Genomic DNA, 25,090 nt, shown 5'->3' with positions numbered 1-25,090 from the left:
TGCTGAGCGTAGTCGAAGCATCTCGCCCGCTTCGTTGAGCTGGCACAATCGTCTGTCATGCTGAGCCCGCGAAGCATCTTATGGCAGATGAACAAATCGTTAAGCCGTGATAAGATGCTTCCTCCGTCAGCATGACAGACGATTGGTTAACTATTGAGGCAGAGATGCTTCGACTACGCTCAGCATGACAGTTCGTTTATCAGCATAAGGGTTCTATTTTTTAATTAACCTATGAAAAAGACTGCCTCCCTTGCGGTACTGCTGGCGCTCAGCAGCTACAGCGCCTTTGCCCAGGTGGCGGCCCCGGCGGCCCGGCGGCCCGCCAAGGCGGCAGTTTCGGCTGCCAAACCGGTCAGCCTGCCGCTCGTTGACCAGCTTTTGCAAGAATACACCGCTGACACCGGCGTGCGCGGTGACATTGCGAAAGTTCTGTCCGACGGGAACGTGGTATACCGCGCTGAAAAGCGCGTGCCCGGCGCCATTGCGCTGGTCATGCGCGACGGCAAAGTAATCTACCGCAAAGCCTTCGGCGTAAACGAAATGGGCTCCCAAACGCCCCTACAAGCCGACGCCATCGTGCGCATTGCTTCCCAAACCAAGGCCGTGACCAGCGTGGGCCTGATGCTGCTCTATGACGAGGGCAAATTCCAGCTCGACGACCCCATTTCGAAGTATTTGCCGGCCTTCCGCGCCCCCAAGGTGCTGACGACTTTCAACGCGAAGGACTCGACTTACACCACCGTGCCGGCCCGGGGCGAAATCACCATCCGGCAGCTGTTTACCCACACTTCGGGCATCAGCTACCCAGTAATTGGCAGCGCGGAGGCCAAGGCCATTTACGCTAAGGCGCACATTCCGAGCGGCATTGGCACGCCCGCCGGCAACCTGGCTGCCTCCATGGATGCCCTGGGGGCGCTGCCGCTGATGCACCAGCCCGGCGAGCGGTTCACCTACGGGCTGAGCGTGGACGTATTGGGTCGCCTGATTGAGGTGCTCTCGGGCCAGTCGCTGGACCAGTTCCTGCGCGCCCGGCTGTTTGAGCCGCTGAACATGCGCGACACCTATTTCTACTTGCCCGCCGCCAAGCACGCGCGGCTGGCGGAGCTGTGGACCGAAAGCGTCGCTAAGAAAACTGCGTTCATGATGCCCCAGGGCGGTATGGTGCCCGACTACCCCAAGGCGCGGGGCACGTACTTTTCGGGTGGTGCGGGCCTGTCGTCCACCATCGACGACTACGCGACCTTTTTGCAAATGCTGCTCAACAATGGCACCTACAACGGGCACCGTCTGCTCAAGCCCGCCACCGTGGTACTGATTACCCAAAACCACATCGGCGAGCTAAACCAGGGTAACAACAAGTTCGGCTTGGGCTTCAGCATCACCACGGCCGAGGTGGCTGCCGCCAAGCAGCCGGGCCTGTCGGAAGGGTCCTACGAATGGGGCGGCATTTTCGGCACCACGTACTGGGTCGACCCCAAGCAGAAGTTGGTGGCCCTGATTTACACCAGAAATACCCCAGCAGCACCAGCCGCGACCTGGCCGACAAATTCAAAGCTGCCGTTTACCAATCCTTCGCGCCCGACCAGAAATTGCCGGCGGCAGCTTCCGCGGGCGCCGCCGGCGCTAAATAAGCTCCTGCCCTCTCCTATTTCCCACCCACAAAATCCGCGACCTCCGGCCAATCGGCCGAATCCCTGGTTCAGTTAATTATGCTCGACAAACACGGCATCGCCAAAAGAATAGCCCAGGAAGTAAAAGACGGCTCGTACGTCAACCTCGGCATCGGCATTCCCACCCTAGTGGCCAACTACATCCCGGCCGGCATCAACGTGGAGCTACAGTCCGAAAACGGCTTGCTCGGCATGGGCCCCTTCCCCGCCGAAGACCAGGTCGACCCCGACCTCATCAACGCCGGCAAGCAGACCGTGACCACTCTGCCCGGCTCCAGCCTCTTCTCTTCGGCCGATTCGTTCGGCATGATTCGCGGCGAGCACGTGGACCTCACCATCCTCGGCGCCATGGAAGTATCGGAGAACGGCGACATCGCCAACTGGAAAATTCCCGGCAAAATGGTGAAAGGCATGGGCGGCGCCATGGACCTCGTGGCCTCGGCCAAAAACATCATTGTGGCCATGCAGCACGTGGCCCGCGACGGCTCGAGCAAGCTGCTGCCGAAATGCAGCCTGCCCATCACAGGCCTGCACTGCGTGAAAAAAATCGTGACCGAACTGGCCGTGCTCGACGTGACGCCCGACGGCTTCGTGCTACGCGAGCGCGCTCCCGGCGTGAGCGTGGAGCAGATTCAGGCGGCCACGGCCGGCAAGCTGGTGGTGCCCGAAGGCGAGGTACCCGAGATGCAAGGCGTATAGGCGGGCCTTTTAAGGAATGTCCTGCTTAGAGAGTAATTAGGTGATGGAATGGTCATGCTGAGCACTGTCGAGGCTTCTCTCCTGAAATGCCATTTCAATCATCTGTCATGCTGAGCCTGCGAAGCATCTTATCAGGTCAGGACTAATCATTGGACCGGGAGAAGATGCTTCGTGCCTCAGCATGACAGACGGAATGGTAGAGATGCTTCGACTGCGTTAGTAAGACCGCCGTTTTAACCCTGCCCAACTAAAAAGCGGCTTCAGTTATTAAGTTAACTGAAGCCGCTTTTGCTTGCTGCACTGCTTCATCCTTAGCTCATAAAAAGCTCAGCATCGCGCTATGCGGGAGTATTTTCCTTCAAACTGCACCGTTCTGCCTAGATTTTCGTTTAGCTACCCATTGACATACCCTGCCGCCGGTTTTTTAAACGGGTAATTTTGACGAACTGGTATTCGTCTGGTGGCCGACGTGGTGCATGCGTGCAGAACGCCGGCCACTGCTTACCACTTACCAACAACTGATTTCCAACATGGCCACTTCTTCAAACGGCAAAGCCTCCGCTTCTGCCACTTCTAACGATAAAACCTCTCCCGGTGGCGCCCACGCCAAAAAGGTAGGTAAACCCAGCCCCCGGTGGAGCGCCTCACGCCTACCGCCGTGCCGGCCCACAAGCTGGTGCTGCGCACGCTGCGGCGCTCGGACTTCAAGGCCGTGAAGGAAATCATGGACAAGGTGTATTCCAACATGGAAGGCGCCTGGGCGGCCGATGAGTTTGCGGCGCTGCTGCGCAAGTTTCCCGAAGGCCAGATTGGCATTGAAGACAACGGCACCTTGGTGGCCGCGGCTCTGGCCATCATTGTGCAGTACAGCGACTTCGGCGACCGCCACACCTACGCCAAAATCACGGGCCACGGCAAGTTCAACACCCACAACCCCGACGGTGACACCCTCTACGGCGTCGACGTATTCGTGGACCCCGAGTACCGCTCGCTGCGCCTGGGCCGCCGCCTCTACGACGCCCGCAAGGAGCTGTGCGAGAACCTGAACCTGCGCGCCATGGTGGCCGGCGGCCGCATTCCCGGCTACGCCGCCTACGCCAACGAGATGACCCCGGCCAAGTACGTGGAAATGGTGCGCAACAAGGAAGTGGTAGACCCCATCCTCACGTTCCAGCTCTCGAACGAGTTTCACGTGCGCAAAATCATCCGCGGCTACCTGCCCTACGACTCCGAAAGCAAGGCCTTCGCCACGCTGCTCGAGTGGATTAACGTGTACTACGAGGAAGAGGAAAAGCTTATCGGCAACACCAAATCCAACGTGCGCATCGGCATTGTGCAGTGGCAGATGCGCGCCACCCGCAGCCTGGAAGACTTGCTGCAGCAGATTGAGTTCTTCGTCGACACCGTAAGCGGCTACAAGTCGGACTGCGTGATGTTTCCGGAGTTTTTCAATGCCCCGCTCATGGCCCTCACCAACGAGGACTCGCCGGCGGTGGCCATCCGGGCCATGGCGGCGTTCACCGAGCCCATCAAGGCCAAGATGATGGAGCTGGCAGTGAGCTACAACATCAACATCGTGGCCGGCTCGATGCCGGTGTACGAGAACGAAAAGCTGCACAACGTGGCCTACCTCTGCCGCCGCGACGGCACCGTGGACGAGCAGTACAAGCTGCACGTCACGCCCGACGAGGCGAGCTACTGGGGCATGCGCGGCGGCGACAAGCTCAAGTGCTTCGACACCGACTTCGGCAAAATCGGCATTCTGGTGTGCTACGACGTGGAGTTCCCCGAGTGGCCCGCATGCTGAGCGAGGAAGGCGTGAAAATCCTGTTCGTGCCGTTCTGGACCGACACCAAAAACGCCTACCAGCGCGTGCGCATTTGCGCCCAAGCCCGGGCCATCGAAAACGAGTGCTACGTGGCCATCACCGGCTCGGTGGGCAACCTGCCGCGCGTCGAGAACATGGACATTCAGTACTCGCAGAGTGCCGTGTTCAGCCCCTCAGACTTCGCCTTCCCGCACGACGCCATCGTGGCCGAGGCCACGCCCAACACGGAGATGACCCTCATCGCCGACCTCGACCTGGACCTGCTCAAGGACCTGAACACCAGTGGTGCCGTGCGTAACCTGCGCGACCGACGCCACGACCTGTACTCGTTGAGCTGGACAATAAAGAAGAACGAGCGCGACGAAGAGCTGCTGGAACAAGGCGCAGACCGGACGCCGCGCGTAAGCCGCCGCAAGGCCATTGCCGCCGGGTAAGCACCTGGGCTAATGCAATAGCAGCAGCCTTTTCGAAAGAGAAAAGTCTGCTCAGCAGTGGAACCTCACCCCCGGCCCCTCTCCCCAGGAGAGGGGAGCCACGGCACAAGCTCTGGCTCAACCTTTAAAATTAGAAAGCCCCGGCTCAATTGAGTTGGGGCTTTCTGCTTGATTACCATGAGGCTCCCCTCTCCTGGGGAGAGGGGCCGGGGGTGAGGTTCCTTCGGCTCCGCTCTGCATGACCGTCTTATTGTTGTTTCCTTTTCTAACGGGCTTTATTGAGCTACTGCAGAAGCTTCAGACAGCAGCTTGTAGTACACCACCGTGGCCTGCAACTCGCCTGCCTCGTTTTTGACGTAGGCCGGAATGATGCCCGCCCGCTGGTACTGCATGCGCTGGTAAAGCTGCTCCGACACGTCGCCCTCCCGCGTATCCAGCACGAGCGTGGTGCGGCCCAGGCTGCTGCGCCAGTTGCTCTAAGGCCACCAGCAACTGCCGGCCAAGGCCTTGCCGACGCGCCTTGGTGTGCACCAGCAGCTTCATTACTTCGGCCCGATGCGGGGCATTGGGCTTGGTGGCCAGGTCCAGCTGCACGGTGGCCAGCGGTTCATGGTTGGTGGGGTGTTGAGCCACCAGTAGCCTGCGGTGCCCGGCCGCCACGGCTTCGGCCACGCCAGCCCAATATTGTTCGGCTTCGGCATAAGCGAGCGGGGCCAAGAAGCCAAGCGAAGCGCCCGAGTCGACGGCATCCTGTAATAGCTCAACTAACGCGGGCAGCCGCAGGCGCGCATCGGCGGCGTTGAGTTCGGAGATGACAACTTGCATGGGATGTCGGCAGTAAACAGTTGAGCTGGCAAAGCACACCACCAAGCGGTGTATCTGCAAAAGCGTTGGGGTTCGGTCAATGGGTTTCAGATAAGCTTTTGTGCGTAAACTGCAGCCCTAAACTCACTTTCTGCTTCTCATTCTTCCTTAAAAAACATGCGCGCTTTCATCACCGGAGCCAACCGGGGCCTGGGCCTCGAGCTAACCCGCCAATACCTGGAGCGCGGCGACCAAGTGTTTGCCGCCAGCCGCAACCCGGCCGAAGCCACCGAGCTCCAGCAGCTGCACCAGCAGTACGCCGACCGCCTCGTGCTGCTGCCCCTGGATGTGACCAATGCCGCCTCCATCGCCGCCGCGGCAAAGACCGTGAGCGACAACACCGACGCCCTCGACGTGCTGATAAACAACGCCGGGGTATACCCGCACGCGGGCTCCGGCGATGCCCACCAGCGCCTGGGCCAGCTCACCCACGACGACGCCATCGAGACCATGCAAGTGAATGCCATTGGGCCGCTGCTGGTGTCGCAGGCGCTGCTGCCGCTGCTGCGCGCCGGGCGCAAGGGCCGCATCCTGAGCATTTCGTCGGGCCAGGGCTCCCTCACCTGGAAGGCCACCGGCGACCCTTACCACTACAGCGCCAGCAAAGCGGCCCTGAACATGTACATGCGCAGCCTGGCCGCCGAAATTGGGCACATGGGCCTGATTTCGGTGCTGGTGGACCCGGGCTGGATGCGCACCGAGATGGGCGGCGACCACGCCACCCAGGAACCCGCCGACTCGGCCCGCGGCATCATTCGCCTCGCCGAGCAGCTGCACGCCGAAGAAAACGGCAGCTTCGTAACCTGGCAGGGCCAGCCCGTGCCCTGGTAGGCCCGGGCGTCTACTTCAGAGCACGTCCCCATCAAGTCTGCGGGTCCTTCCGGTTGAGGTATCACCGGAAGGACCCGCTTTTTTGTGCCTTTATTTAACCAGGGGCCAATACTGCTGCTAAGGCATTAATGCATTGGAACTTCGCCGGCACCTACGGTGGCGGTAAAACGCAACCTATCTTAGGGCTGCATCCATCGAATGAAGGTTTAATGACCCGCAGCTGCCCTCGCTGAATGCCATTTTCACCCTTTGATAACCACAGTACATAGCTGAATTACGATTATTTCAATTATCTGTTTGTCATAATCTTATCTAAACAAGGCTTTTATTCAGGCATTTTATTTCTTGACTCACAACACCGTTGTGCTGTTACTGCCACTACATTAGCATCATAAGTTCACTCACCACTCAATTAAAAAGCAACCACATGAGAAGAGTTTTACTGTTATTTCTTTCGCTGGTCATGGCCTTTGCGGCGCATGACCTGCAAGCACAGAGCCGGACGGTTTCTGGGGCGGTAGCGGGCTCTGATGGAGCCTCGATACCCGGGGCCACCGTGATTGTGAAAGGTGGAAGCCAGGGCACCTCCACCGATGCCGACGGCAAGTACACGCTGTCGGTTCCGGAAACGGCCAAAGCGCTGGTGTTTTCCTTTGTCGGCTACGACAGCAAGGAAGTGGCCATCGGCGACCAGTCCACCATCAACGTGACCCTGAAGGTGAACACCACCGGCCTCGACGAGGTGGTGGTGGTGGGCTACGGCACCCAGGCGCGCCGCGACCTGACGGGCAGCGTCGCCTCCGTGAGCGGCAAGCAAATCGCCACGGCGCCGGTGCAAAGCTTCGACCAGGCCTTGCAGGGCCGGGCTTCGGGCGTGAACATCACTACTCCCAACGGCGTGCTGAACAACCCGCCCGTAATCCGCATCCGCGGCGTGAACTCCATCAGCCTGAGCTCGGGCCCGCTCATCGTTATCGACGGCATTCCCGCGTTCAGCGGCAACTCCTCGGCGGTGGGCAGCGTGCCCAACAACCCGCTCAGCAACCTGAACCCGGCCGACATCGAAAGCATGGACGTGCTGAAAGACGCCTCGGCCACGGCCATCTACGGCTCGCGCGCGGCCGGCGGCGTTATCCTGGTAACGACCAAAAAAGGCCGCAGAGGCCAAAGCCACCTCAGCTACGACACCTGGGTGGGCTGGTCGAAGCCCGTGCGCCTGTACGAGGTGCTGGGCGCGCAGGACTACGTTACCATCAAGAACGAAGCCGTGCGCAACTTGAACGCCAACCGCAAGTCGGTGGGCGCGGCGGCCACCAACGTGGAAGGCTTTAAGCTGACCGATGCCAACGGCGTCAGCGCCGACACCCGCTGGTACGACTACATCTACCGCACGGGCTTCGCGCAGTCGCACAACCTGAATTTTTCGGGCGGCACGGAGAAAACCACGTTTTACTCGTCGGTGGGCTACACCGACCAGAAGGGCATGATTGTGAACAACGCCTTTCAGCGCGTTTCGGCCCGCCTGAACGTCGACCACAAAGTGTTCAGCAACTTCAGCGTGGGCATGCGCGTGGGCTACTCCAACACGCACAACTCCTCGCCCAACACGGGCTCGGTGGGCGACAACTCCTTCGGCTCGGCCGGCCTGGGCCGCGTGCCCATCCTGCTGCCGCCCAACCTGGCCCCCTACAACCCCGACGGCACCCCCAACGCCAGCGGCCCCAGCATCGGGGCAGGACCCAACATCAACCCCGCGACGGGCGGTCCCTTCGTGATTGGCTTCATCAACCCGGTGGTAGACCTGGCTGGCAACCGATTTAATTCGGATGGCAGCGAAATCCAGGGCAGCGTATCGGCCGATTGGGAAGTTATCAAGGGCCTGAACCTGCGCACGCAGTACGGCATCAACAACATCGCTTTTGAAGACCAGGCCTTCTACACCTCGCTGGCCGGCACCCTGAGCAACCCCGGCGGCGAAGCCGACAACTACTACCGCACCAACAAGCGCACGAACTGGCAGAACACGGCGCAGTACGACCGCAGCTTTAACGAAAAGCACAACTTTTCGCTCCTGCTGGGCAACGAGCAGCAAACCACCAACGTGCAGCGCTGGGGCGCCGTGCGCACCGGGGTAGCCGACCCGTTCTTCACCACATTTCAGGGCAACTTCACCACCATCACCCCGTCGGGCAACTTCCAGGGCGCCAACTACCTGGTGTCGTTTTTCGGCCGCCTGAACTACAACTTCGACCGCAAGTACCTGGCTACCGTGAACGTGCGCCGCGACGGCTATTCGGCTTTTGCCAAGAAGTACGGCAACTTCTACGGCGCCTCGCTCGGCTACGTGGTGTCGGAGGAAGGCTTCTGGAAGAACGCGGCATTTGCCCAGGCCTTCTCGCTGCTTAAGATTACGGGCAGCTTCGGCAAAGTCGGCAACAACCAGGGCATCGACGACTTTGTGTCGCTGAATACCTATGCCTCGGGTTTCTACGGGGCCAACTCCACCCTGTACTTCAGCAACGCCGGCAACCCCAACCTGGCGTGGGAAGTGAGCAGGAAGTCTGACATAGGAGCCTCGTTTGGTTTTCTGCAGGACCGCCTGCGCGGCGACTTCTCCTACTACAACAACCTCGTGGACGGCCTGATTCTGAGTGTGCCCCAGGCACCCTCGAAAGGTATTCCGCTTGACCGAATCCTGGGCAACGTGGGCTCGATGCGCAACACCGGCGTGGAGCTCAACCTCACCTACAACGCCTTCCAGGACAAGGCCTTCAACTGGACGGTGAGCGGCAACGTGACGACGCTCAAAAACCGGGTGCTGAGCTTGGCCACCGAAGGCCAGCGCCTGCCAACCTCGACGGGCGGCCTCGAAACCGCCAACTTTACCCAGGTGGGCAACTCGGCCGGTCAAATCCTGGCTGTGAAGTCGTTGGGCGTGAACCCCGCCAACGGACAGCGCATGATTCAGAAAGCCGACGGCACGGTGGCTCAATACAACCACTCGGGCCTGGGCTGGACCAACGTGGCCGACGGCAAGCCGACCGCAGCCCCCAACCAGCTAACCGACGGCGTGTACTACGGCCCCGTACTGCCCACCTTCTACGGCGGCTTCGATAACACGTTCCGCTACAAAGGCCTCGACCTGGGCTTGTTCGTGCAGTTCTCGGGCGGCAATTACATCTACAACGGCACGAAGTCCGGCCTGCACGACCAGCGCTTCTGGAACAACGAAGTGGACATCATGGACCGCTGGACCGAAACCAACACCAACGCCAAGTGGCCGCGGGTGGTGTACACCGACAACGTCTCGAACGGCTCGGCCCTGGTGATGTCGTCGAACGTGGAGAAAGGCGACTTCGCCCGCTTGCGGCAGGTGTCGTTGGGCTATTCCATCGCCCAGCCCCTGCTGGAGCGCGTGAAGGTGGCCAACGCCCGGATTTACGTGCAGGTGCAAAACGCCGCCCTGCTGACCAAGTACTCGGGCATCGACCCGGAGATTTCCACCAACGGAGCCAATAACACCGGCGCCGGCGTCGACCGCAACTCGGTGGGCCAGGCCCGCACCTACACCGTGGGCTTCAACATCGGCTTCTAACCTCCTTGCTTCAATCCCCCATGAATATATCGATAACCAACAAAGTGGCCATCGCGGTGTGCTGCTCTTTTCTGGCGATGGGCATCGTAGCCTGCCAGCCCGACAAGCTGGACCCGAAGCCCGAGATTCTGTTTTCTGACCAGGTGGTATTCAGCTCGCCTGCCCGTATCGAGCTGCAGGCCAACAACATGTACGCCTACGTAAAGTCGGGCACTTTTCTGGGTGGCCGCTTCCAGATTTACAACGACATCCGGGCCAACGACTTCATCAACCTGCGGTCGAACGGCGTAACCGGCACGGGTGTCTGGAACCACACGCTCACCGAAACGTCGCAGAACGACGTCATCAACACCTGGGGTGCCGGCTATCAGGCCATCAACCAAATCAACGTGTTCCTCGACGGGCTCGACGCCAACGAATCCAAGTTTATAGCGCCGACGTTTCCCGCCAATTATGCCGCTAAGGCCAGCAACTACCGGGGCGAGGGCCGGCTGCTGCGGGCGCTGTGCTACTACTCGCTGCTGCAGCTGTACGCCCGGCCCTACGTGGACGGCAACGGCAGCAAGCCCGGCTTGCCGCTGCGCCTGAATGGCCAAAAGGACGATAAGGGAAACGACCTGGCGCGCAGCTCGGTGGGCGACGTGTACAAGCAAATCCTCGAAGACCTGGACTTTGCTGAAAAGAACCTGCCGCTGAACAACGGCTCGGCTACCCTGAACGTGACCCGGGCGCACCGCAACACGGCCATTGCGCTGAAAACGCGGGTGTACCTGAGCATGGCCAAGTACGACGACGTGATACGGGAGGCCAACAAACTGGTGCCGGCTGTGGGGCCGTTCGTGGCTCCAACCGGCGTGCCCAACGCCCTGAATGCCTCCGTAGCTGCCGTGTTTACGGGCACGCAGGAAACCACGGAAAGCATCTTGTCTTTCCCCTTCACGTCGCAGGACCAGCCCGGCACCCAAAACCAGGCGGCCTACTACTACCTGCCCCAGAACGGCGGCGGCAATGGCGAGTACTCGCTGAACTCCGGGGCCGGCGGCATTCTGAGCAACGCGGCCTGGGCTGCCACCGACGCCCGCCGCACCAGCTTCGTGCTGGTATCGGGCACCGAGTCGTACCTGAAGAAGTACCCCACCGGAGCGCCCGCTCCCTACACCGACAAGGCCCCGGTGATTCGCTATGCGGAAGTAATGCTGAACCTGGCCGAGGCCCGGGCGCGCACCACCAGCGGCGTCGACCCGCAGGCCCTGTTGCTGCTGAATGCTGTGCGCGGCCGCTCCAATGCTGCCGGGGTGTACACCGCCGCGGGCTTGACCTCGGCCACGGCCCTTGTTGATGCCATCCTGCTGGAGCGGCGCATCGAGTTTTTGGGCGAAGGCATTCGCAACATCGATATCATGCGTCTCAACGCTCCCATTCCCGGTAAAGGCTCCATTTCGGCCGTCAATCCAACCGATATGAACTATGTGTGGCCCATCCCCTTCACGGAGCTGGCGACCAACAAGCTGATGACCCGCAACTAAGGACTTCGGTCATACTGCGGAATAAAAAGCGGCTTGCCCAATTTGGGCAAGCCGCTTTTGCGTTTTGGACCACGTGCTAAGCTTCCTGGATTTGCTGTCCTTAGTGCCCGCGTGGAAAGGGCCGCTCCACAACTCCGCCGGATGGGTCAAATCCCTACCCCGCCATGTCTATTAAATGGTAAAAGAGGTGGTTTTTGGAAAGAAAACGTCTTTTATCACTAGGCATTTCGAACGACTAACTTATCCTTTATTATCAGCACATTAAAAGGACATTAAAGCAATCCGGAAGGAAGTGCAACCTCGTAACATTGATGACTAACTGCGGTCAGGATTCAACGCTTCACGACACTTTACTAACACTTCTTTCTCATGCGCTCAAAATCTACTTCTCGCGCCTCTACCCTTTGCGGTTCCCTGCTGGGGCTAGCCACACTGGGCCTCTCCGCTAGCGCGGCTCATGCCCAGACCGTGTACGGGCTGTCCATCACCAGCAGCCCGGCCGTTTCGAGCCTGGTTACGTTTGACACGGCTATGCCGGGCACGTTTACGGCCACGGTACCGCTGACGGGTTTCACGGCCGGCCAAGCCATTGTCGGCATCGACGTACGACCCAATACCGGCCAGCTGTTTGCGCTGGGGTACGACCCCACCGGCACGCAGGCCCAGGTGTACATTGTGAACCGCACGACGGGTGTGCTGACAGCGGCCGGCCCCGCCCTCACGCTCAACCTGGGAACGGGTACTTCGCGCATTGGCTTCGACTTCAACCCGACCGTGGACCGCATTCGGGTCACGAGTGCGGCCGGCACCAACTTCCGGCTCAACCCCAACAACGGCGCCCTGGCCGCCACCGATGGAGCATTGGCTTATGCTACCACCGATGTTAACACTGGGCAGACGCCTGGAATTGGCTCTTCGGCCTATACCAACAGCTACATTGGCTCCACCGCCACCACGCTGTACAATCTTGACGAAAGCAACAGCCGGCTGGTAACGCAAAACCCGCCCAACAACGGCACCCTGAACACCGTGGGCCCTTTGGGGGTGGCCACCAACGGCGTCAGCCAGGCGTCTGACCTTGATATCTACTTTAACCCGACTACCGGCGCCAACGTGGCGTACTTGGTCAGCGCTATTTCTACCAGCGCTGCCGCCGCTACTTCGACGCTCTACACGGTGAATTTGCAGACGGGCGCTGCGACCGCAGTGGGCGCGCTGGGCACCGGCCCGCTGGTGGCCGTCACGGATATCTCCTTTGCCATCGACCGCCCGGCCACGCTGCCGGCCGTAACCGGCAATTTGGCTTACGCGCTGGCCGGCACCAACCTGCTGACCTTCGACACGGCCCAACCAGGCCTCATTCGCACCTCCGTGGGCATTACCGGGGTTGATGCGACCCAGGCGGTGGTGGGCATGGACATTCGCCCCACTACCAACTCGCTCTATGCCCTGGGCTACAACGCCACGGCGCAAAGCTACCAGCTGTACACCATCAACTCGCAGACCGGAGCCGCGGCAGCCGTAAACGCCACGCCCATTGCCCTGGCCTTGGGCACGGGCAAGGTGGGCTTTGACTTTAACCCCACCGTGGACCGCATACGCGTGACCAGCAGCAACCGCCTGAACGTGCGCCTCAACCCTGTCGATGGCACCGTGGCCGCCACCGACACCCAGGCTGGCCTACGCCACCACCGACGCTAACAGCGCCGCCACCCCCAACATTGGCGCCGTGGCCTACACCAACAGCGTATCGGGGGCTACCGCCGCCACTACTGCGCTCTACAACTATGACCTGAGCCTGAACATTCTCACCACGCAAAACCCGCCCAACAACGGTACCCTGAACACCACGGGAGCCACCGGCATCGCGGTGAATACGACCACGCCCAACGTGGACCTGGATATTTATTCCCCGGCCGCAGGAACCAACACGGCCTACCTAGTGGCCAACACTGGCACGGCCGCCAACACCAGCCTGTACACCGTGAACCTGACCACGGGCGCCGCCACGCTGGTGGGCGCCATCGGCAATGGCATCGCGGCCCGCGACATTACGGTGGCCAGCGGCACCGGTGTGGCCACCGCCGTGCGCGAGCGCGCCGACCTGGCCTCGGGCTTCGGCCTCTACCCCAACCCTGCCCGGGGAAGCGCCCGCCTCACGTTCACGTTGGCCCGGGCCAGCCGCGTAGAGCTGGGCGTGTTCGACGCCACGGGGCGCCGGGTGGCCACCCAGGCCGCCGGAATGCTGCCCACGGGCCCGCAGGCCTTGTCCTGGAACGCCGGCAACCTGAAAGCGGGCTTGTACTTCGTGCGGCTCGTGGTGAATGGCCAGCCAGCTGCCACCCGCCAGGTAGTGATTGAATAGCTAGAAAGCTTCGCATAGAAAAGGCCGCCGTGAACGTTCACGGCGGCCTTTTCTATGCGAAGCACTGGCGCCTAGCTTCCGCTGGAGGATAGATGCGCGTGGTCGCGCAGCACGGTCTTGAGAAACGCGCTGTCCTGCAGGTCGGTACTGATGCCGGTGATGGCTTTTACTTTGTTGGCTACCTCGTTGATTAGCACATAATTTTCCTGCTTCGAGCCGTGGAACAGGAGCTTGCGGATAAGGGCGACGTCGTGGTCGGACAAGGCGGCGGCCTGGGCAAATACGGGCTGGTAGTCGGCGTGGGCCACCATGTCGGCTGCCAGGGGTGTGCTGTGGTCGGGCCGTTTTTTGAGGCTGATGACGACGGTGCCCGCGGCCAGGTCGCCGAGGCGCTGGCCCCGGCCGTTGAGCAGAATGGTGACCATCGCCAGCGCGCCCATGGTCATGATGATTTCGATGGGCCGCAGCAGCCAGCGCAACACGTAGTCGCCCACGCTGGCCCGGGTGCCATCGAGGCGCACCACGCGCAGGTGGCGGGCTTTTTGCCTATCGTCTGGCCATTGAAAAACACTTCGCTGACCAAAAAGTAAAACGTGGTGGGCAGCAGAATGAGGTAGAAGCCCACCTTGCCATCGCCCGCAATGTGGAGCTGCCGGTTGAGTACGCTCCAGGCAATAAACCAGGTGATGTACAGCCCGTAGTCGATGAGGGCGGCCACAATACGGTCGCCGACGCTGGCAATCTCATACTCGAGGCTGACGTTCTGGGTGGTGTGGATGCGAATCGTACTCATGAGCCTGGGGCGGGGAGGAAAAGGGCCGGGTAGGCAACCAGCGTCGAAAATACGCCGGGGCCGGCCTTTCCGCGCCGTTGAGCCAACGCGGCGGGCACCGCCGGGGCAGGTGAATTATTGAGCTAACAACCGCTCCCGCCCAGCTGCCACCGTCAGGCCCGGACTTGGGTGCGGCTCGCTACCTTTAAGGCCCTAACCACGCCCCATGCGCGAAGCTCTTTTCCTGCGGCAAAACCAGGCCCGCTGGCAGCAGTACGAAACCACGCCGGCGGCCAATCCCGACGAGCCTGGCCGCCCGGTTTGTGGCCCTCACCGACGACCTGGCCTACGCCCAAACCTTCTACCCCGAATCGCCGACCACGGCCTACCTCAACGCCCTCACCGGCAAGCTGCACCAGGCCATCTACAAGAACAAGTCGGAGGCCCGCGGGCGCTTCGGCCACTTCTGGGTGCGCGAGCTGCCCTTGGTGGTGGGCCGCCACCACGTGGTGCTGGGCTGGGCGCTGGCATTTTTTGCGCTGTGCACGGCCCTGGGCGCGCTCTCGGCGGCATACGACGACACCTTTGTGCGGTCCATCCTCGGCGACGATTACGTGAACCGCACCCTGGAGAACATCCGGCGCGGCGACCCCATGGCCATCTACAAGAGCGCTGACTCCACGTCGATGTTTCTGCAAATCACCTTCAACAACATTCGGGTGGCGCTGCTCACTTTTGCCATGGGCATCACGCTGGGCGTGGGCACGGGCTACATGCTGTTTTCCAACGGCCTGATGCTGGGCGCTTTCCAGTACTTCTTCTACCAGCAGCACGTGCTCAAGGCCTCGGTGCTCACCATCTGGATACACGGCACGCTCGAAATCTCCTCCATTGTGCTGGCCGGCGGTGCGGGTTTTGTCATGGCGCGGGGCTTCCTGTTTCCGGGCACGCACAGCCGGGCCGAAGCCTTCCGGCACGCCGCGCGCGAGGGCGGCAAGCTGGCTATGGGGCTGGTGCCCATTTTCATCCTCGCCGGCTTTCTCGAAAGCTTCGTAACGCGCCACACCGAGATGCCCGTAGCGGCCAGCCTGGCTATCATTGGCGGGTCGGCGGCCTTCATTTTCTGGTATTTTGTGTGGTACCCGCGGCAGCTGCGGCGCGCAGCCCCGGCGGTATCCGTTCGGTCTTAATTTTTTTCACCCTTCACTCCTACGCATGCGTCTACGCTTTACCCAGGAATCCGATTTCCGCCAACAGCGGGATTTCGGCCAAAAAATATCTGCTACGTTCGAATTCATCAGTGCCCACTGGCGGGGTCTGGGCCGGGCCCTGCTCTACATCGTGCTGCCGGCCGCCATTTTGCAGGGCATTCTGGCCGGCCTGATGCAGCGGCAGCTACTGATGACGGGGCTGCGCGATGCCCAAACCCACGGCACCCGCGTAGGCCTGTCCGAGGGCCTGCTGATGTTCACCCAAATGACGCAGTCGCCTTATTACTCGCTCACCATCATCATGAGCGGCATTTTCATTACGCTGCTCATACTCACGGTGTACTCGTACATCAGGCTCTGCTTGCACCCGTCTTCTTCGGACGAGCCTATCAGCGTGGGCGCGGTATGGGCCGGGGTGAAAAACGAGTTTCTGAGCTCGTTCCTGTCGTATTTCGGCCTGTTGCTGATGGTCATCGTTGGCTATCTCTTCCTCCTGATTCCGGGCATTTATCTATCGGTGGCACTGAGCATTTTCTTCGCGGTGAAGCTGATGGAGGGCACCGGCTTCGGCGCTTCGGTGAGCCGCAGCCTGCGCCTCACACGCGGCAAGTGGTGGTCCACGCTTGGGCTGTTGTTCATCATGGCATTCTTGCTGGCTATTTGCAGCGGCACGATTGGAGCCGTAATTGGTGCCATTGTGGGTGGCATCGGCGCGGCGCTGGGGCTGTACAAGACGGGCGACCCAGGTACGGCGGTGGGCTTGTTTGCCGTAATCACCTCTTCCCTGGGCAGCTTGTTCAACCTGTTGATTTATCCGCCGCTGCTCATCGCACTGGCGTTCCAGTATTTCAACCTGGTAGAACGCCACGACGGCGTGGGCCTGCGCAACATGGTGAGCCAGCTCGGGCAAGCCCCAGTCACCGTCCCCAATTCCGCCTACCGCCCCGATGAGGAAGGCGAATACTAGGTGTGTGGACAATCGCCGACCTTTGGGTGGTGCGACGCTATGAACTCAAAGATGCCGATTGGGCGCGATTAGCGCCCCTGTTGCCGGGCAAAGCCGGCGATGCCGGCCGCTCGGCGGCAGACAACCGCTTGTTTTTAAACGCCGTGCTCTGGATTGCCCGCAGCGGCGCGCCGTGGCGCGATTTGCCCGAGCGGTTCGGGCCGTGGAACTCCACGTACCGCCGCTTCCGCCGCTGGGCGCAGAAAGGCGTCTGGCAACGCGTATTCGAGGCCGTACAAGACCCGGACCTGGACTGGGCCATGCTCGATTCCACCAGCGTGCGGGCCCACCAGCACGCCGCGGGGCAAAAAAGCAGTGCCCTAGCCGAAGCGCTGGGCCGTTCGCGCGGCGGGTTCACCAGCAAGCTCCACGTCGTCGTAGACGCGCTGGGCAACCCGCTGCGCTTGCGGTTGACGCCTGGACAGCAGGCCGATTGCACCGTGGCCGCGGACTTGCTGGCCGGATTGGCGGTGGGGGCCGTGCTGGCCGACAAGGCCTACGACACCGATGCCCTCGTGGCCGGCTGCGCCCAAACCGGCGCGGCCCTCGTCGTGCCCAGCAAGCGCAGCCGGCGCGTGGCGCGGGTGCTGGACCGCAACCTCTACGCTGACCGCAACAAAGTCGAGCGCTTCTTCAACCGCCTCAAGCAGTACCGACGCCTGGCCACGCGCTATGAAAAAACGGGCGCCTCCTTTCTCGCTTTCGCGCATTGCGCCGCTACTCTCGTCTGGTTGCTCTAATTGTCCACACACCCTAGAGCGGTTGTGCCAGTTGACTTTACGGCTTACCGCTGGAAAAAGTATGATAATCGGTGGTGTTCAGATAATCGTCTGTCATTAATCGGCTGTCACGCAGAGCGCAGCGAAGCATCTTTGCCTCAGTGCTAAACCCAATCGTCTGTCATGCTCATCTAGCGTCCGCTTGCGAAGCATCGTATCAGGTCAGCACGAATCGTTGAGCCGTGAGAAGATGCTTCGCAAGCGGACGCTAGATGAGCATGACAAAAGGCGCGGGGAAGCTGCTCAGCTCAGCCGACCTTCGTTTTGCGGCGCTCTCCACGCCTGGCTTTTCCGCTCCTTATGAAGTTCCTGGCCTTAATTTTCACATCCTGATTACGTAAATTCCGCAGTGGCTTTTCTGTCCTTTTGGTTTCGGGTGCTGCTGGTGCTGACTGTGTTCGGCTCAGTACCGATGGCTGTGGGCGCCCCTCCCAACCAAGCAGTGAGCACCCGCCCGTTGCCGCCCGACCAGGGCCCGGCCCCGCGCCTGCGGCGCCCCGATGCCGCACGGCTCCAGGAGCTGCGCGGGCAGCGCGAATTCCAGTACGTGGAACCGGTGAACCGGCAAGAGCAAAGCGCCTGGGAGTTATTCAAAGCACGGGTGTGGGAGGCCATTGCCAACTGGCTAGACAGCCGCAGCTACAGTCACTTCTGGCGCTGGGTGTTCTACGCGCTGTTTTTGGTGGTGGGCGTGTTTGTGGTGCTCAAGCTGATGCAGATAGACCTCACGGCCATGCTGGGGCGCACTCCCCGGCGGGCTACGCTGGCCTACGAAACCGCCGCCGAGAACATCCACGAAGTAGATTTCGCCAGCCGCCTGGCCGAAGCCGAGGAGGCCGGCAATCTGCGCCTGGCCGTGCGCCTGGGCTATTTGCAGCTGCTCAAGACGCTCACCGACCGCGGCCATATCCAGTGGCAGCCCGACAAGACCAACCACGACTACCTGGCCGAGCTGCCTCCCGCCGGGCCGTTGCGGGAGGCCTTTCGCGAAATCACCCGGCAGTTTGAATTTGTGTGGTACGGCGAGCTGGCCCTGACGGGCGCGCTCTACGAGCAAGTCCGCGCAGGGCACCGGGCCTTTCTGGGCCAGGTTGCGGGGGTAAATTCCACCCGCCGCGCCGCCTGATTTATCTTTCCAACCCCATGACCTCCACCTTTCGCTGGTACATCGCAGGCTTGCTGGCCTTGTTCGGGGCCTACGTGGCGCTGGAATACTACCGGCCCAAGCCGCTGGACTGGCGCCCCACGCTCAGCAACAAAGACAAAATCCCCTACGGCACCTACGTGCTGTACGACCAGCTGCCGCGCCTGCTGGGCACCGACTCGGTGGAAACCATCCGCCTGCCCATCTACAACCAGCTCACCGGCCTGCCCCTGGCCGTAACCGACGCCATGGCAAAGGCCGAAACGGTGACCATGGAGGCCGACACAGTAAGCGAGCAGGCCGCCGATGATGAGGTCCGAGAGAATACTACCAGCTCAATTCCTGAGAATGAGACTGCCGCGGCCAAAGAGCCAGTAGCAGACTCTACCGAAGTACAAGCGGCGGCTGATTCTATGAGCTCCGATTCTACCGCCGTCGCGCAAAGCGTCGAAGAGCCGGAAGAAGAAACCGAAGACGACGAAGCCAGCTCAACTGAGCAGCGCCTCATGTCCGCGCGCGCCAATTATCTATTCGTCAACACCCGGTTTCGAGTGGCTCGGCCGATGCGCCGGCCCTGCTGCGCTTCATTGCCTACGGCAACGATGTATTCATTGTGGCCGAGGATTTTGGCGATTCCACGTCAGTTTTCCTGGATTCGCTGGGCGTGCGCACCCGTTCCATTAAAATGAGGGTCCACGCCGGGCCCAAAGGGCTGCCTGTGGTCGATTCGGTCACGGTGCACTTCACCAACCCGGCCCTGGCGGGCCCGCGCTACCGCCTGCCGGGCGCCGATGCCAACGTGCACTTTGTGGTCGATTCGGGCCGGGTGGGCCGCGCTCTGGTCGTCGACGACGCTGGCCGGCCGCTGCTGGTGCGGCTCAACTACGGCCGCGGCCACGTGTACCTGTGCTCGGTGCCCATTGCGTTTACCAACCAATTTGTGCTGCAGCCGGCTACCAGCCAGTTCGCGGCCACGGCCCTCTCCTACCTGCCCGCGCGCCCCACCTGGTGGGATGAGTACCAGAAGCAGGGCCGCCGCGGCGACCAGTCGCTGCTCCGCATCGTGAGCAGCCACGAAGCCCTCAACACGGCTTTTTACCTGATGCTAATCGGCGGGCTACTCTTCGTATTGGTGGAGGCACGCCGTCGGCAGCGCATCATTCCCACCATCAAGCCGCTGCCCAATACCACGCTGCAGTTTACGCGCACCGTGGCCAGCCTCTACCGCCACGGCAGCAGCCACTCGCTCATTGCCGAGAAAAAGTCGGTTTATTTATGGATTACCTCCGCACGCGCTTCCAAGAGCCCAGCCCCGATTTTGGCGATGCCGACTTTCGGGAGCGGCTCAGCCAGAAGTCGGGCGTGGCCCGGCCCCGTGTGGACGAGCTGCTGCGGGTGGTGAATTTTGCCCGCACCGCTCCCCAGATGAATGACCGGGAGCTGCTGTCGCTCAGCAAGGCGCTGAGTGATTTTAAGCGGGAAGCCAGCCGCTAAAACCCTTTTTGCACTGTACTCAGAAACGCTCTTTTTCTATAATTGTACTATCCCAACAAAGTGGCTTTGGGCCTAATCTGAGCCACTTTTTAGCCCAATTTTCGGCCTCTGATTCGCTTTTTCTCCCCTTTTCCTACTGCCTGGCTTCGTCGTATGCTTACCGTTGAGAAACTGCGGCTTCTGATAAATTGCAACTGGGACGAAGACCTTTTCGCACGAGCCGCGTCAGCCCGTCAGAAAGCGCTTTTAGCCGACCTCAATTGGGGCAAATATGTGTCGCTGCTGCAGGATTTGGTGCTCGTCACCAAAAATTTAGCCTCGAAAGAATACTCCCAAAAAATTCATCAGCAGCTGCTCGCCGCCTGCGCCGATGAGGAAACCGCCCAGACGTTTATTGGCTACGCCAGCACCTTATAGCTTCATGGAAAACGAAACCCCGGACTTCTCCCCTACCTCTCCGGCCCTGGCCGCGCTGGAAACGCCCCCTGCCCCCGAAACGGCCTTTACCCCGCGCGCCGACTTCGCCCGCCTCACGGCCCAGACCGAAGCCATTCGGACTGAAATCGGCAAAATCATCATCGGCCAAACCGATTTGCTGGAGCTGCTGCTCACCGCCGTGCTCGCCGATGGGCACGTGCTGCTGGAAGGCGTGCCCGGCGTGGCCAAAACCCTGATGGCAAAGCTGCTGGCCCGCACCCTGGAAGTGCCGTTCAGCCGCATCCAGTTCACGCCCGACCTGATGCCGTCCGACGTGCTGGGCACCTCAGTTTTCCGGCAGCACAAGTCGGACTTCGAGTTTCGGCGCGGCCCCATTTTCGCCAGCGTGGTGCTGATTGACGAAATCAACCGCGCCCCGGCCAAAACGCAATCGGCTCTGTTTGAGGTGATGGAGGAGCGCACTGTAACCCAGGACGGCACCACCTACCCCATGGCCGAGCCCTTCCTAGTGCTGGCCACCCAAAACCCCATCGAGCAGGAAGGCACCTACCGCCTGCCCGAAGCCCAGGCTCGACCGCTTCCTGTTCAAGCTGCACGTGGGCTACCCCAGCCTGGCCGAAGAAGTGCAGATACTCACCGGCCACCACGCCGGCCAGGGCAGCACCAACCTCGACGCCGTGCAGCCCATCCTCTCGGCCGCCGACTTGCACGCGTTGCGCCAGCAGGTGCGCGAGCAGCGCGTAGAAGCCAATATCCTCGAATACATCGCCAAGCTGGTGGGCCATACCCGGGCCCACAAGTCGCTGTACCTGGGCGCTTCGCCGCGGGCTTCGCTGGCCCTGCTCAACGGAGCCAAGGCGCTGGCGGCCCTGCGCGGCCGCGACTTCGTGACGCCCGAAGACGTACAGTTTCTGGCCCCCAGCGTGCTGCGCCACCGCATCACGCTCACGCCAGAGCGCGAGATGGAAGGCGGCACACCCGATGAGGTAGTGAAGCAGATTATGCAGGCCATTGAGGTGCCCCGCTAGCGCGCAAAGTTTCGCAAAGTTTGAAATAAAGTCTCGCCAAGGCAATGTGGATAGGCTTTTACCCTTAGCGATACTTCCCTTTTAAACTTCGCGAAACGTCGCGCGACATGTCCGTATTTCTGACCAAAAGGTTCTTTATTCTCATTGCCGGTCTCGTGGCGGGCTTCGTGGTGGCCTTTTTTCTGCCGTGGCTGCTGGGGCCCATGCGCATTGCGTTGGGGCTATTTGTGGTGCTCTCGCTGCTGGATACCCTGCTCCTTTACGCTCCGGCGAAGAATAACGCGGCACCTGTTTTTGGTCGGCGGGTGATGGGCGAGAAACTCGCCAATGGCTCCGACAACGACATTCAGATTTACATTGAAAACAACTACCGCTTTCCCATTCAGGCGCAGACGATTGATGAGATTCCGCATCAGTTTCAGCGTCGTGATGTGCTGTTTAACACCACCATCAAGCCGGGCGAAACGCAGATAATCAACTACCAGCCTGCGGCCCACCAAGCGCGGCGAGTACCATTTTGGGGCGGTGAACATCTACGTGGCCTCGCCGCTGGGGCTGGTTCGCCGGCGGTTCCGGTTCGACCAGAACAAGACGGTGCCGGTGTACCCATCGTTTTTGCAAATGCGGCAGTACGAGCTGCTGGCCATTCACAACCGGCTCACAGAAGTAGGCGTGAAACGCATTCGCCGGGTGGGCCACAGCCTGGAGTTCGAGCAGATTCGGCCCTACGTGCCCGGCGACGACCCGCGCAGCATCAACTGGCAGGCCACCGCTCGCCGGGCCGGTACGGGCGCGGCCGATGCCTTGGTCATCAACCACTTCCAGGACGAGCGTGCCCAGCAGGTGTACTGCCTCATCGACAAAGGCCGGGTGATGCGCATGCCCTTCGACGGCCTGAGCTTGCTCGACTACGCCATCAACGCCACGCTGGTGGTGAGTAACATTGCCCTGCTCAAGCACGACAAAGCCGGCCTGCTAACGTTCTCGAACCGCCCCGGCGCAGCCCTGGCTGCGGACCGCAAGCCCGGGCACCTGCTCAAGCTGCTCGAAATTCTGTACCGCCAGAAGACCCGCTACCTGGAATCCGACTTTGAGCTGCTCTACGCCACGGTGCGGGCCCGCATCAAGCAGCGCAGCCTGCTGGTCTTGTTCACCAATTTTGAGACCCTGCACGGCATGCAGCGGCAACTTCCTTACCTGCGCCGCCTAGCCAAAGACCACCTGCTGCTGGTCATTTTCTTCGAAAACACCGAGCTGCGCGAGTACCTGAACGCGCCCGCGGCCACCACCGAAGACGTGTACAATCAAACCATTGCCGAGAAATTCGCGCAGGAAAAGCGGCAGATTGTGCTCGAGCGCAGCGTTACGGCATCTACTCCTTGCTGACGGCTCCGAAGGATTTGACGGTGAACACTATCAACAAATACCTGGAGTTCAAGGCCCGGGGCTTAATCTAGCGGCCTACTCATCAAACGCCGCCAGCCGGGCATTGTCGAACTGGACGGCGGCGCGGCCGTGGTGCACGAACACCACCGTGATGTGGTCGAACTCTTCGCGGGGCGCTTTGATGTAAAAGCTCATTTCCTGCGTCCAGTTGGGCTCCAGCACCCGCTGGAAATGAACGGTGCGCTCCCGCACCACGCGCGGTCCCTGGCAAAAACGCACCACGAACTGCGTCATTTGGCCTTCCGTTCGCTCAGTGGCAGTAGTGCTTGCCACGGCGCTGCCCTGCACCCACTCGAACTGCCCGGGCCGCGCCGGAATGGTGTATTCGGGGCTGCGCGGGTGGGCCGCATCCAGCAGCAGCGAGCACTGCCCTTGCAAGGCCGGCTGGGCGCAGTCGGCACTCCCGGCGGCAGCTTCAAAATCCTGCTGCCACAGCAGGCGGTGGTGGCGGGGAGTGCCCGTAAAATCGTAGTCGGTATCGAGCAGCAGGCGCGTTTCGGCGGGTACTTCGTAGCGCCCCAGCACGCGCCACCAGTAGGACCGGCTCATCTGGCCCACCACCAGCAGGCCACCGCCGTGGGCCTGGTAAGTCAGCCACACATTATAGTAACAGCCCACCGCCGCCAGCCCAAGATAAGCGAGCAGCCAGGGGCGACGCGCCAGCAGCCACCGGTGCGCCGCCGCCATCGGCCAGGCCAGCACCGCGTAGCTCTGCACCATGGCGCGGATGCCCAGCGAGCCGCCGTACAGCCACTCGTCCCAGGCAAACGTGACGTAGATGAAAAGGATGATGAAGACCAGGCAGGGCCAGAACGCGGCGGGCTGCTGGCGCCGCAGCCCAATAAAGCCCACCAGGGCCACCACCAGCAACGGCGAGTAAACCAGCCAGCCGCTTTTGAAGCTGAAAATACCCACCCACAGGTGTGGGCGCAGCCAGCTAAAGCCCTGGTTTTGGTAGCTGTACACCACCCAGTCGCCACTCACGTAGTGCCAATACAGCGGCTGAATGCTCAGCACGACGGCGCCAGCCAGTGCGGCCCCGAGCGCCAGCGGCCAGTGCTGCCGCCAGAACGCCAGCCGCTCGCGCACCACGCTTGCCGCCGGGCGCAGGCCCCAGAGCAAGGGAATGAGCACCGCCAGTATCTCGGTGGGCCGCGTGAGGACCATGATGCCGACCGTGTCCCCGATGGCCAGTGCCCGACCCCAGGTGGGCTGCCGGTAAAAAGCCGGTGTGAGCAGCAGCAGCCCGGCGTACCAGGCAAAAAGCCAGCTGTGCGTCATGGCCCCGCCGGGCCCGGCGTAGTTGAGGTAATTGGTGCCCAGCACCAGGATTAGCAGCGTGAGTGCTGTGGGCCACTCGCCGAAGCGCGGCAGCAAGGCGCGCCGCACCAGCCCCAGCCCGATGGCAGCCACCAACACGCTGGCCAGCAGCAGCGCCAGCTGGTAGGGCGGCGAAAACCCATCGGATGGATAGCCCAAGGAAGCGGCCACGGCGTGCGCCACCACAAAGAACGGCAGGTACTGCAGAGCCATGCCCGCCGTGTACTTCATGACGTAATGCCCGCTGCCCGGATGCAAAAATGCCTGCTGAAAATCGGGCGTGGGCGCGTAGTCGCGCAGCAGCCTGCTCGTGAAAGCGCAGGTCCTGCAGGTCGTGGTGAATGAACGCGGCCGGCAGGTAGAGGTAGTAGCCCGAAACATCCCACACAATCACCCGCGCCGGGCTTTTGCCAGTTGAGCCAAACCCGATGTTGTGGCTGGCCAGGGCCGCGCCCAGGACAAACAAGCTGCTGAACAGCCAGACCAACCAGGAAGGAGACTTCATACGAGCGTGTGCAGAGCGAAATTTTCGCAATTTGAGCACGGGCGGCCAACCCCGACACTAACCGGTGCCGTACTTTGCCGGGATGATGCGATTCTGGATTTGTTTTAGCGTACTGCTGACACTACTGAGCCCCGC

General features: G+C 61.3%; 20 protein-coding genes and 2 pseudogenes. 17 read left to right on the top strand and 5 right to left on the bottom strand.

Annotated features, from left to right (window positions below):
- Window positions 1–231 precede the first annotated feature (231 nt).
- The 3 genes and pseudogenes from ACFQT0_RS11835 to ACFQT0_RS11825 all read left to right on the top strand — a co-directional run bounded on the left by ACFQT0_RS11835 (window position 232) and on the right by ACFQT0_RS11825 (window position 4,631).
- On the top strand, window positions 232–1,707 hold the full coding sequence (locus tag ACFQT0_RS11835; protein ID WP_380202964.1) for a serine hydrolase domain-containing protein: 1,476 nt from the start codon (window positions 232–234) through the stop codon (window positions 1,705–1,707).
- Window positions 1,708–1,709: 2 nt separating this feature from the next.
- The gene (locus ACFQT0_RS11830) at window positions 1,710–2,369 is read left to right on the top strand and encodes a CoA transferase subunit B (protein ID WP_380202962.1); all 660 of its coding nucleotides are present in this window, start codon (window positions 1,710–1,712) and stop codon (window positions 2,367–2,369) included.
- Between the two features lie 724 nt (window positions 2,370–3,093).
- A pseudogene (locus ACFQT0_RS11825) lies at window positions 3,094–4,631 on the top strand (GNAT family N-acetyltransferase).
- 297 nt (window positions 4,632–4,928) lie between these two features.
- Here ACFQT0_RS11825 and ACFQT0_RS11820 read toward each other — a convergent pair.
- Window positions 4,929–5,516 carry a GNAT family N-acetyltransferase gene (locus ACFQT0_RS11820; protein ID WP_380202960.1) on the bottom strand — a complete coding sequence of 196 codons (588 nt, stop codon included), beginning with the start codon at window positions 5,514–5,516 and terminating at the stop codon, window positions 4,929–4,931.
- Window positions 5,517–5,612: 96 nt separating this feature from the next.
- On the opposite strand from ACFQT0_RS11820, the gene ACFQT0_RS11815 reads away from it, so the two are divergent.
- From ACFQT0_RS11815 to ACFQT0_RS11795, 5 genes are all read left to right on the top strand, one after another.
- Entirely contained in the window at window positions 5,613–6,326 is a 714-nt protein-coding gene (locus tag ACFQT0_RS11815) for an SDR family oxidoreductase (protein WP_380202958.1), read from the top strand.
- Between the two features lie 463 nt (window positions 6,327–6,789).
- Window positions 6,790–9,921: a SusC/RagA family TonB-linked outer membrane protein gene (locus ACFQT0_RS11810; protein WP_380202956.1), complete on the top strand. Its 3,132-nt coding sequence runs from the start codon at window positions 6,790–6,792 to the stop codon at window positions 9,919–9,921.
- Window positions 9,922–9,941: 20 nt separating this feature from the next.
- Entirely contained in the window at window positions 9,942–11,447 is a 1,506-nt protein-coding gene (locus ACFQT0_RS11805) for a RagB/SusD family nutrient uptake outer membrane protein (protein WP_380202954.1), read from the top strand.
- Between the two features lie 369 nt (window positions 11,448–11,816).
- Complete coding sequence (locus ACFQT0_RS11800) at window positions 11,817–13,148, top strand: DUF4394 domain-containing protein (RefSeq protein WP_380202952.1); 1,332 nt, start codon at window positions 11,817–11,819, stop codon at window positions 13,146–13,148.
- Window positions 13,093–13,812 carry a DUF4394 domain-containing protein gene (locus ACFQT0_RS11795; RefSeq protein ID WP_380202950.1) on the top strand — a complete coding sequence of 240 codons (720 nt, stop codon included), beginning with the start codon at window positions 13,093–13,095 and terminating at the stop codon, window positions 13,810–13,812. Before ACFQT0_RS11800 ends, ACFQT0_RS11795 begins: the two co-directional genes overlap by 56 nt.
- 71 nt (window positions 13,813–13,883) lie before the next feature.
- On the opposite strand, the gene ACFQT0_RS11790 is transcribed toward ACFQT0_RS11795, so the two are convergent.
- Together ACFQT0_RS11790 and ACFQT0_RS11785 are read right to left on the bottom strand one after the other, a co-directional pair.
- A complete protein-coding gene (locus ACFQT0_RS11790; protein WP_380202948.1) occupies window positions 13,884–14,336 on the bottom strand; it encodes an RDD family protein in 453 nt (150 codons plus the stop codon).
- Entirely contained in the window at window positions 14,255–14,605 is a 351-nt protein-coding gene (locus ACFQT0_RS11785) for an RDD family protein (protein ID WP_380202946.1), read from the bottom strand. Before ACFQT0_RS11785 ends, ACFQT0_RS11790 begins: the two co-directional genes overlap by 82 nt.
- Window positions 14,606–14,907: 302 nt before the next feature.
- Between ACFQT0_RS11785 and ACFQT0_RS11780 the strand changes: the two genes are divergently transcribed.
- The 8 genes and pseudogenes from ACFQT0_RS11780 to ACFQT0_RS11745 all read left to right on the top strand — a co-directional run bounded on the left by ACFQT0_RS11780 (window position 14,908) and on the right by ACFQT0_RS11745 (window position 21,684).
- A complete protein-coding gene (locus ACFQT0_RS11780; protein WP_380202944.1) occupies window positions 14,908–15,774 on the top strand; it encodes a stage II sporulation protein M in 867 nt (288 codons plus the stop codon).
- Between the two features lie 25 nt (window positions 15,775–15,799).
- On the top strand, window positions 15,800–16,762 hold the full coding sequence (locus ACFQT0_RS11775) for a hypothetical protein (RefSeq protein ID WP_380202942.1): 963 nt from the start codon (window positions 15,800–15,802) through the stop codon (window positions 16,760–16,762).
- Between the two features lie 29 nt (window positions 16,763–16,791).
- Window positions 16,792–17,541 carry an IS5 family transposase gene (locus ACFQT0_RS11770; RefSeq protein WP_380200245.1) on the top strand — a complete coding sequence of 250 codons (750 nt, stop codon included), beginning with the start codon at window positions 16,792–16,794 and terminating at the stop codon, window positions 17,539–17,541.
- A gap of 388 nt (window positions 17,542–17,929) precedes the next feature.
- Entirely contained in the window at window positions 17,930–18,706 is a 777-nt protein-coding gene (locus ACFQT0_RS11765) for a DUF4129 domain-containing protein (RefSeq protein ID WP_380202940.1), read from the top strand.
- A 17-nt stretch (window positions 18,707–18,723) separates the two neighbouring features.
- On the top strand, window positions 18,724–19,413 hold the full coding sequence (locus ACFQT0_RS11760; protein ID WP_380202938.1) for a hypothetical protein: 690 nt from the start codon (window positions 18,724–18,726) through the stop codon (window positions 19,411–19,413).
- A complete protein-coding gene (locus ACFQT0_RS11755; protein ID WP_380202936.1) occupies window positions 19,338–20,126 on the top strand; it encodes a hypothetical protein in 789 nt (262 codons plus the stop codon). Before ACFQT0_RS11760 ends, ACFQT0_RS11755 begins: the two co-directional genes overlap by 76 nt.
- A 365-nt stretch (window positions 20,127–20,491) precedes the next feature.
- Complete coding sequence (locus tag ACFQT0_RS11750) at window positions 20,492–20,635, top strand: hypothetical protein (RefSeq protein WP_380202934.1); 144 nt, start codon at window positions 20,492–20,494, stop codon at window positions 20,633–20,635.
- 133 nt (window positions 20,636–20,768) lie between these two features.
- A pseudogene (locus ACFQT0_RS11745) lies at window positions 20,769–21,684 on the top strand (AAA family ATPase).
- Window positions 21,685–21,905: 221 nt separating this feature from the next.
- On the opposite strand, the gene ACFQT0_RS11740 reads toward ACFQT0_RS11745, so the two are convergent.
- The gene (locus ACFQT0_RS11740) at window positions 21,906–22,217 is read right to left on the bottom strand and encodes a hypothetical protein (RefSeq protein WP_380202932.1); all 312 of its coding nucleotides are present in this window, start codon (window positions 22,215–22,217) and stop codon (window positions 21,906–21,908) included.
- On the opposite strand from ACFQT0_RS11740, the gene ACFQT0_RS11735 reads away from it, so the two are divergent.
- Window positions 22,210–23,070 carry a DUF58 domain-containing protein gene (locus ACFQT0_RS11735; RefSeq protein WP_380202930.1) on the top strand — a complete coding sequence of 287 codons (861 nt, stop codon included), beginning with the start codon at window positions 22,210–22,212 and terminating at the stop codon, window positions 23,068–23,070. The two genes, ACFQT0_RS11740 and ACFQT0_RS11735, sit on opposite strands and share 8 nt — an antisense overlap.
- Before the next feature lie 75 nt (window positions 23,071–23,145).
- On the opposite strand, the gene ACFQT0_RS11730 is transcribed toward ACFQT0_RS11735, so the two are convergent.
- Window positions 23,146–24,831 carry a hypothetical protein gene (locus tag ACFQT0_RS11730; protein ID WP_380202929.1) on the bottom strand — a complete coding sequence of 562 codons (1,686 nt, stop codon included), beginning with the start codon at window positions 24,829–24,831 and terminating at the stop codon, window positions 23,146–23,148.
- Window positions 24,832–25,090 lie beyond the last annotated feature (259 nt).

Origin of the sequence: Hymenobacter humi (genome assembly GCF_042665855.1) — a bacterium.
GTDB lineage: Bacteria > Bacteroidota > Bacteroidia > Cytophagales > Hymenobacteraceae > Hymenobacter > Hymenobacter humi.
This window is presented reverse-complemented; position numbering and strand designations above follow the sequence as displayed.

Excerpts from the sequence above, each read along its gene's own strand:
- ACFQT0_RS11775 (WP_380202942.1), top strand. The coding sequence starts at position 15,800 with ATGCGTCTACGCTTTACCCAGGAATCCGATTTCCGCCAACAGCGGGAT.
- ACFQT0_RS11800 (WP_380202952.1), top strand. The coding sequence starts at position 11,817 with ATGCGCTCAAAATCTACTTCTCGCGCCTCTACCCTTTGCGGTTCCCTG.
- ACFQT0_RS11805 (WP_380202954.1), top strand. The coding sequence starts at position 9,942 with ATGAATATATCGATAACCAACAAAGTGGCCATCGCGGTGTGCTGCTCT.
- ACFQT0_RS11785 (WP_380202946.1), bottom strand. The coding sequence starts at position 14,605 with ATGAGTACGATTCGCATCCACACCACCCAGAACGTCAGCCTCGAGTAT.
- ACFQT0_RS11810 (WP_380202956.1), top strand. The coding sequence starts at position 6,790 with ATGGCCTTTGCGGCGCATGACCTGCAAGCACAGAGCCGGACGGTTTCT.
- ACFQT0_RS11795 (WP_380202950.1), top strand. The coding sequence starts at position 13,093 with ATGGCACCGTGGCCGCCACCGACACCCAGGCTGGCCTACGCCACCACC.
- ACFQT0_RS11730 (WP_380202929.1), bottom strand. The coding sequence starts at position 24,831 with ATGTTTCGGGCTACTACCTCTACCTGCCGGCCGCGTTCATTCACCACG.
- ACFQT0_RS11740 (WP_380202932.1), bottom strand. The coding sequence starts at position 22,217 with ATGTTCACCGCCCCAAAATGGTACTCGCCGCGCTTGGTGGGCCGCAGG.
- ACFQT0_RS11815 (WP_380202958.1), top strand. The coding sequence starts at position 5,613 with ATGCGCGCTTTCATCACCGGAGCCAACCGGGGCCTGGGCCTCGAGCTA.
- ACFQT0_RS11830 (WP_380202962.1), top strand. The coding sequence starts at position 1,710 with ATGCTCGACAAACACGGCATCGCCAAAAGAATAGCCCAGGAAGTAAAA.
- ACFQT0_RS11835 (WP_380202964.1), top strand. The coding sequence starts at position 232 with ATGAAAAAGACTGCCTCCCTTGCGGTACTGCTGGCGCTCAGCAGCTAC.
- ACFQT0_RS11760 (WP_380202938.1), top strand. The coding sequence starts at position 18,724 with ATGACCTCCACCTTTCGCTGGTACATCGCAGGCTTGCTGGCCTTGTTC.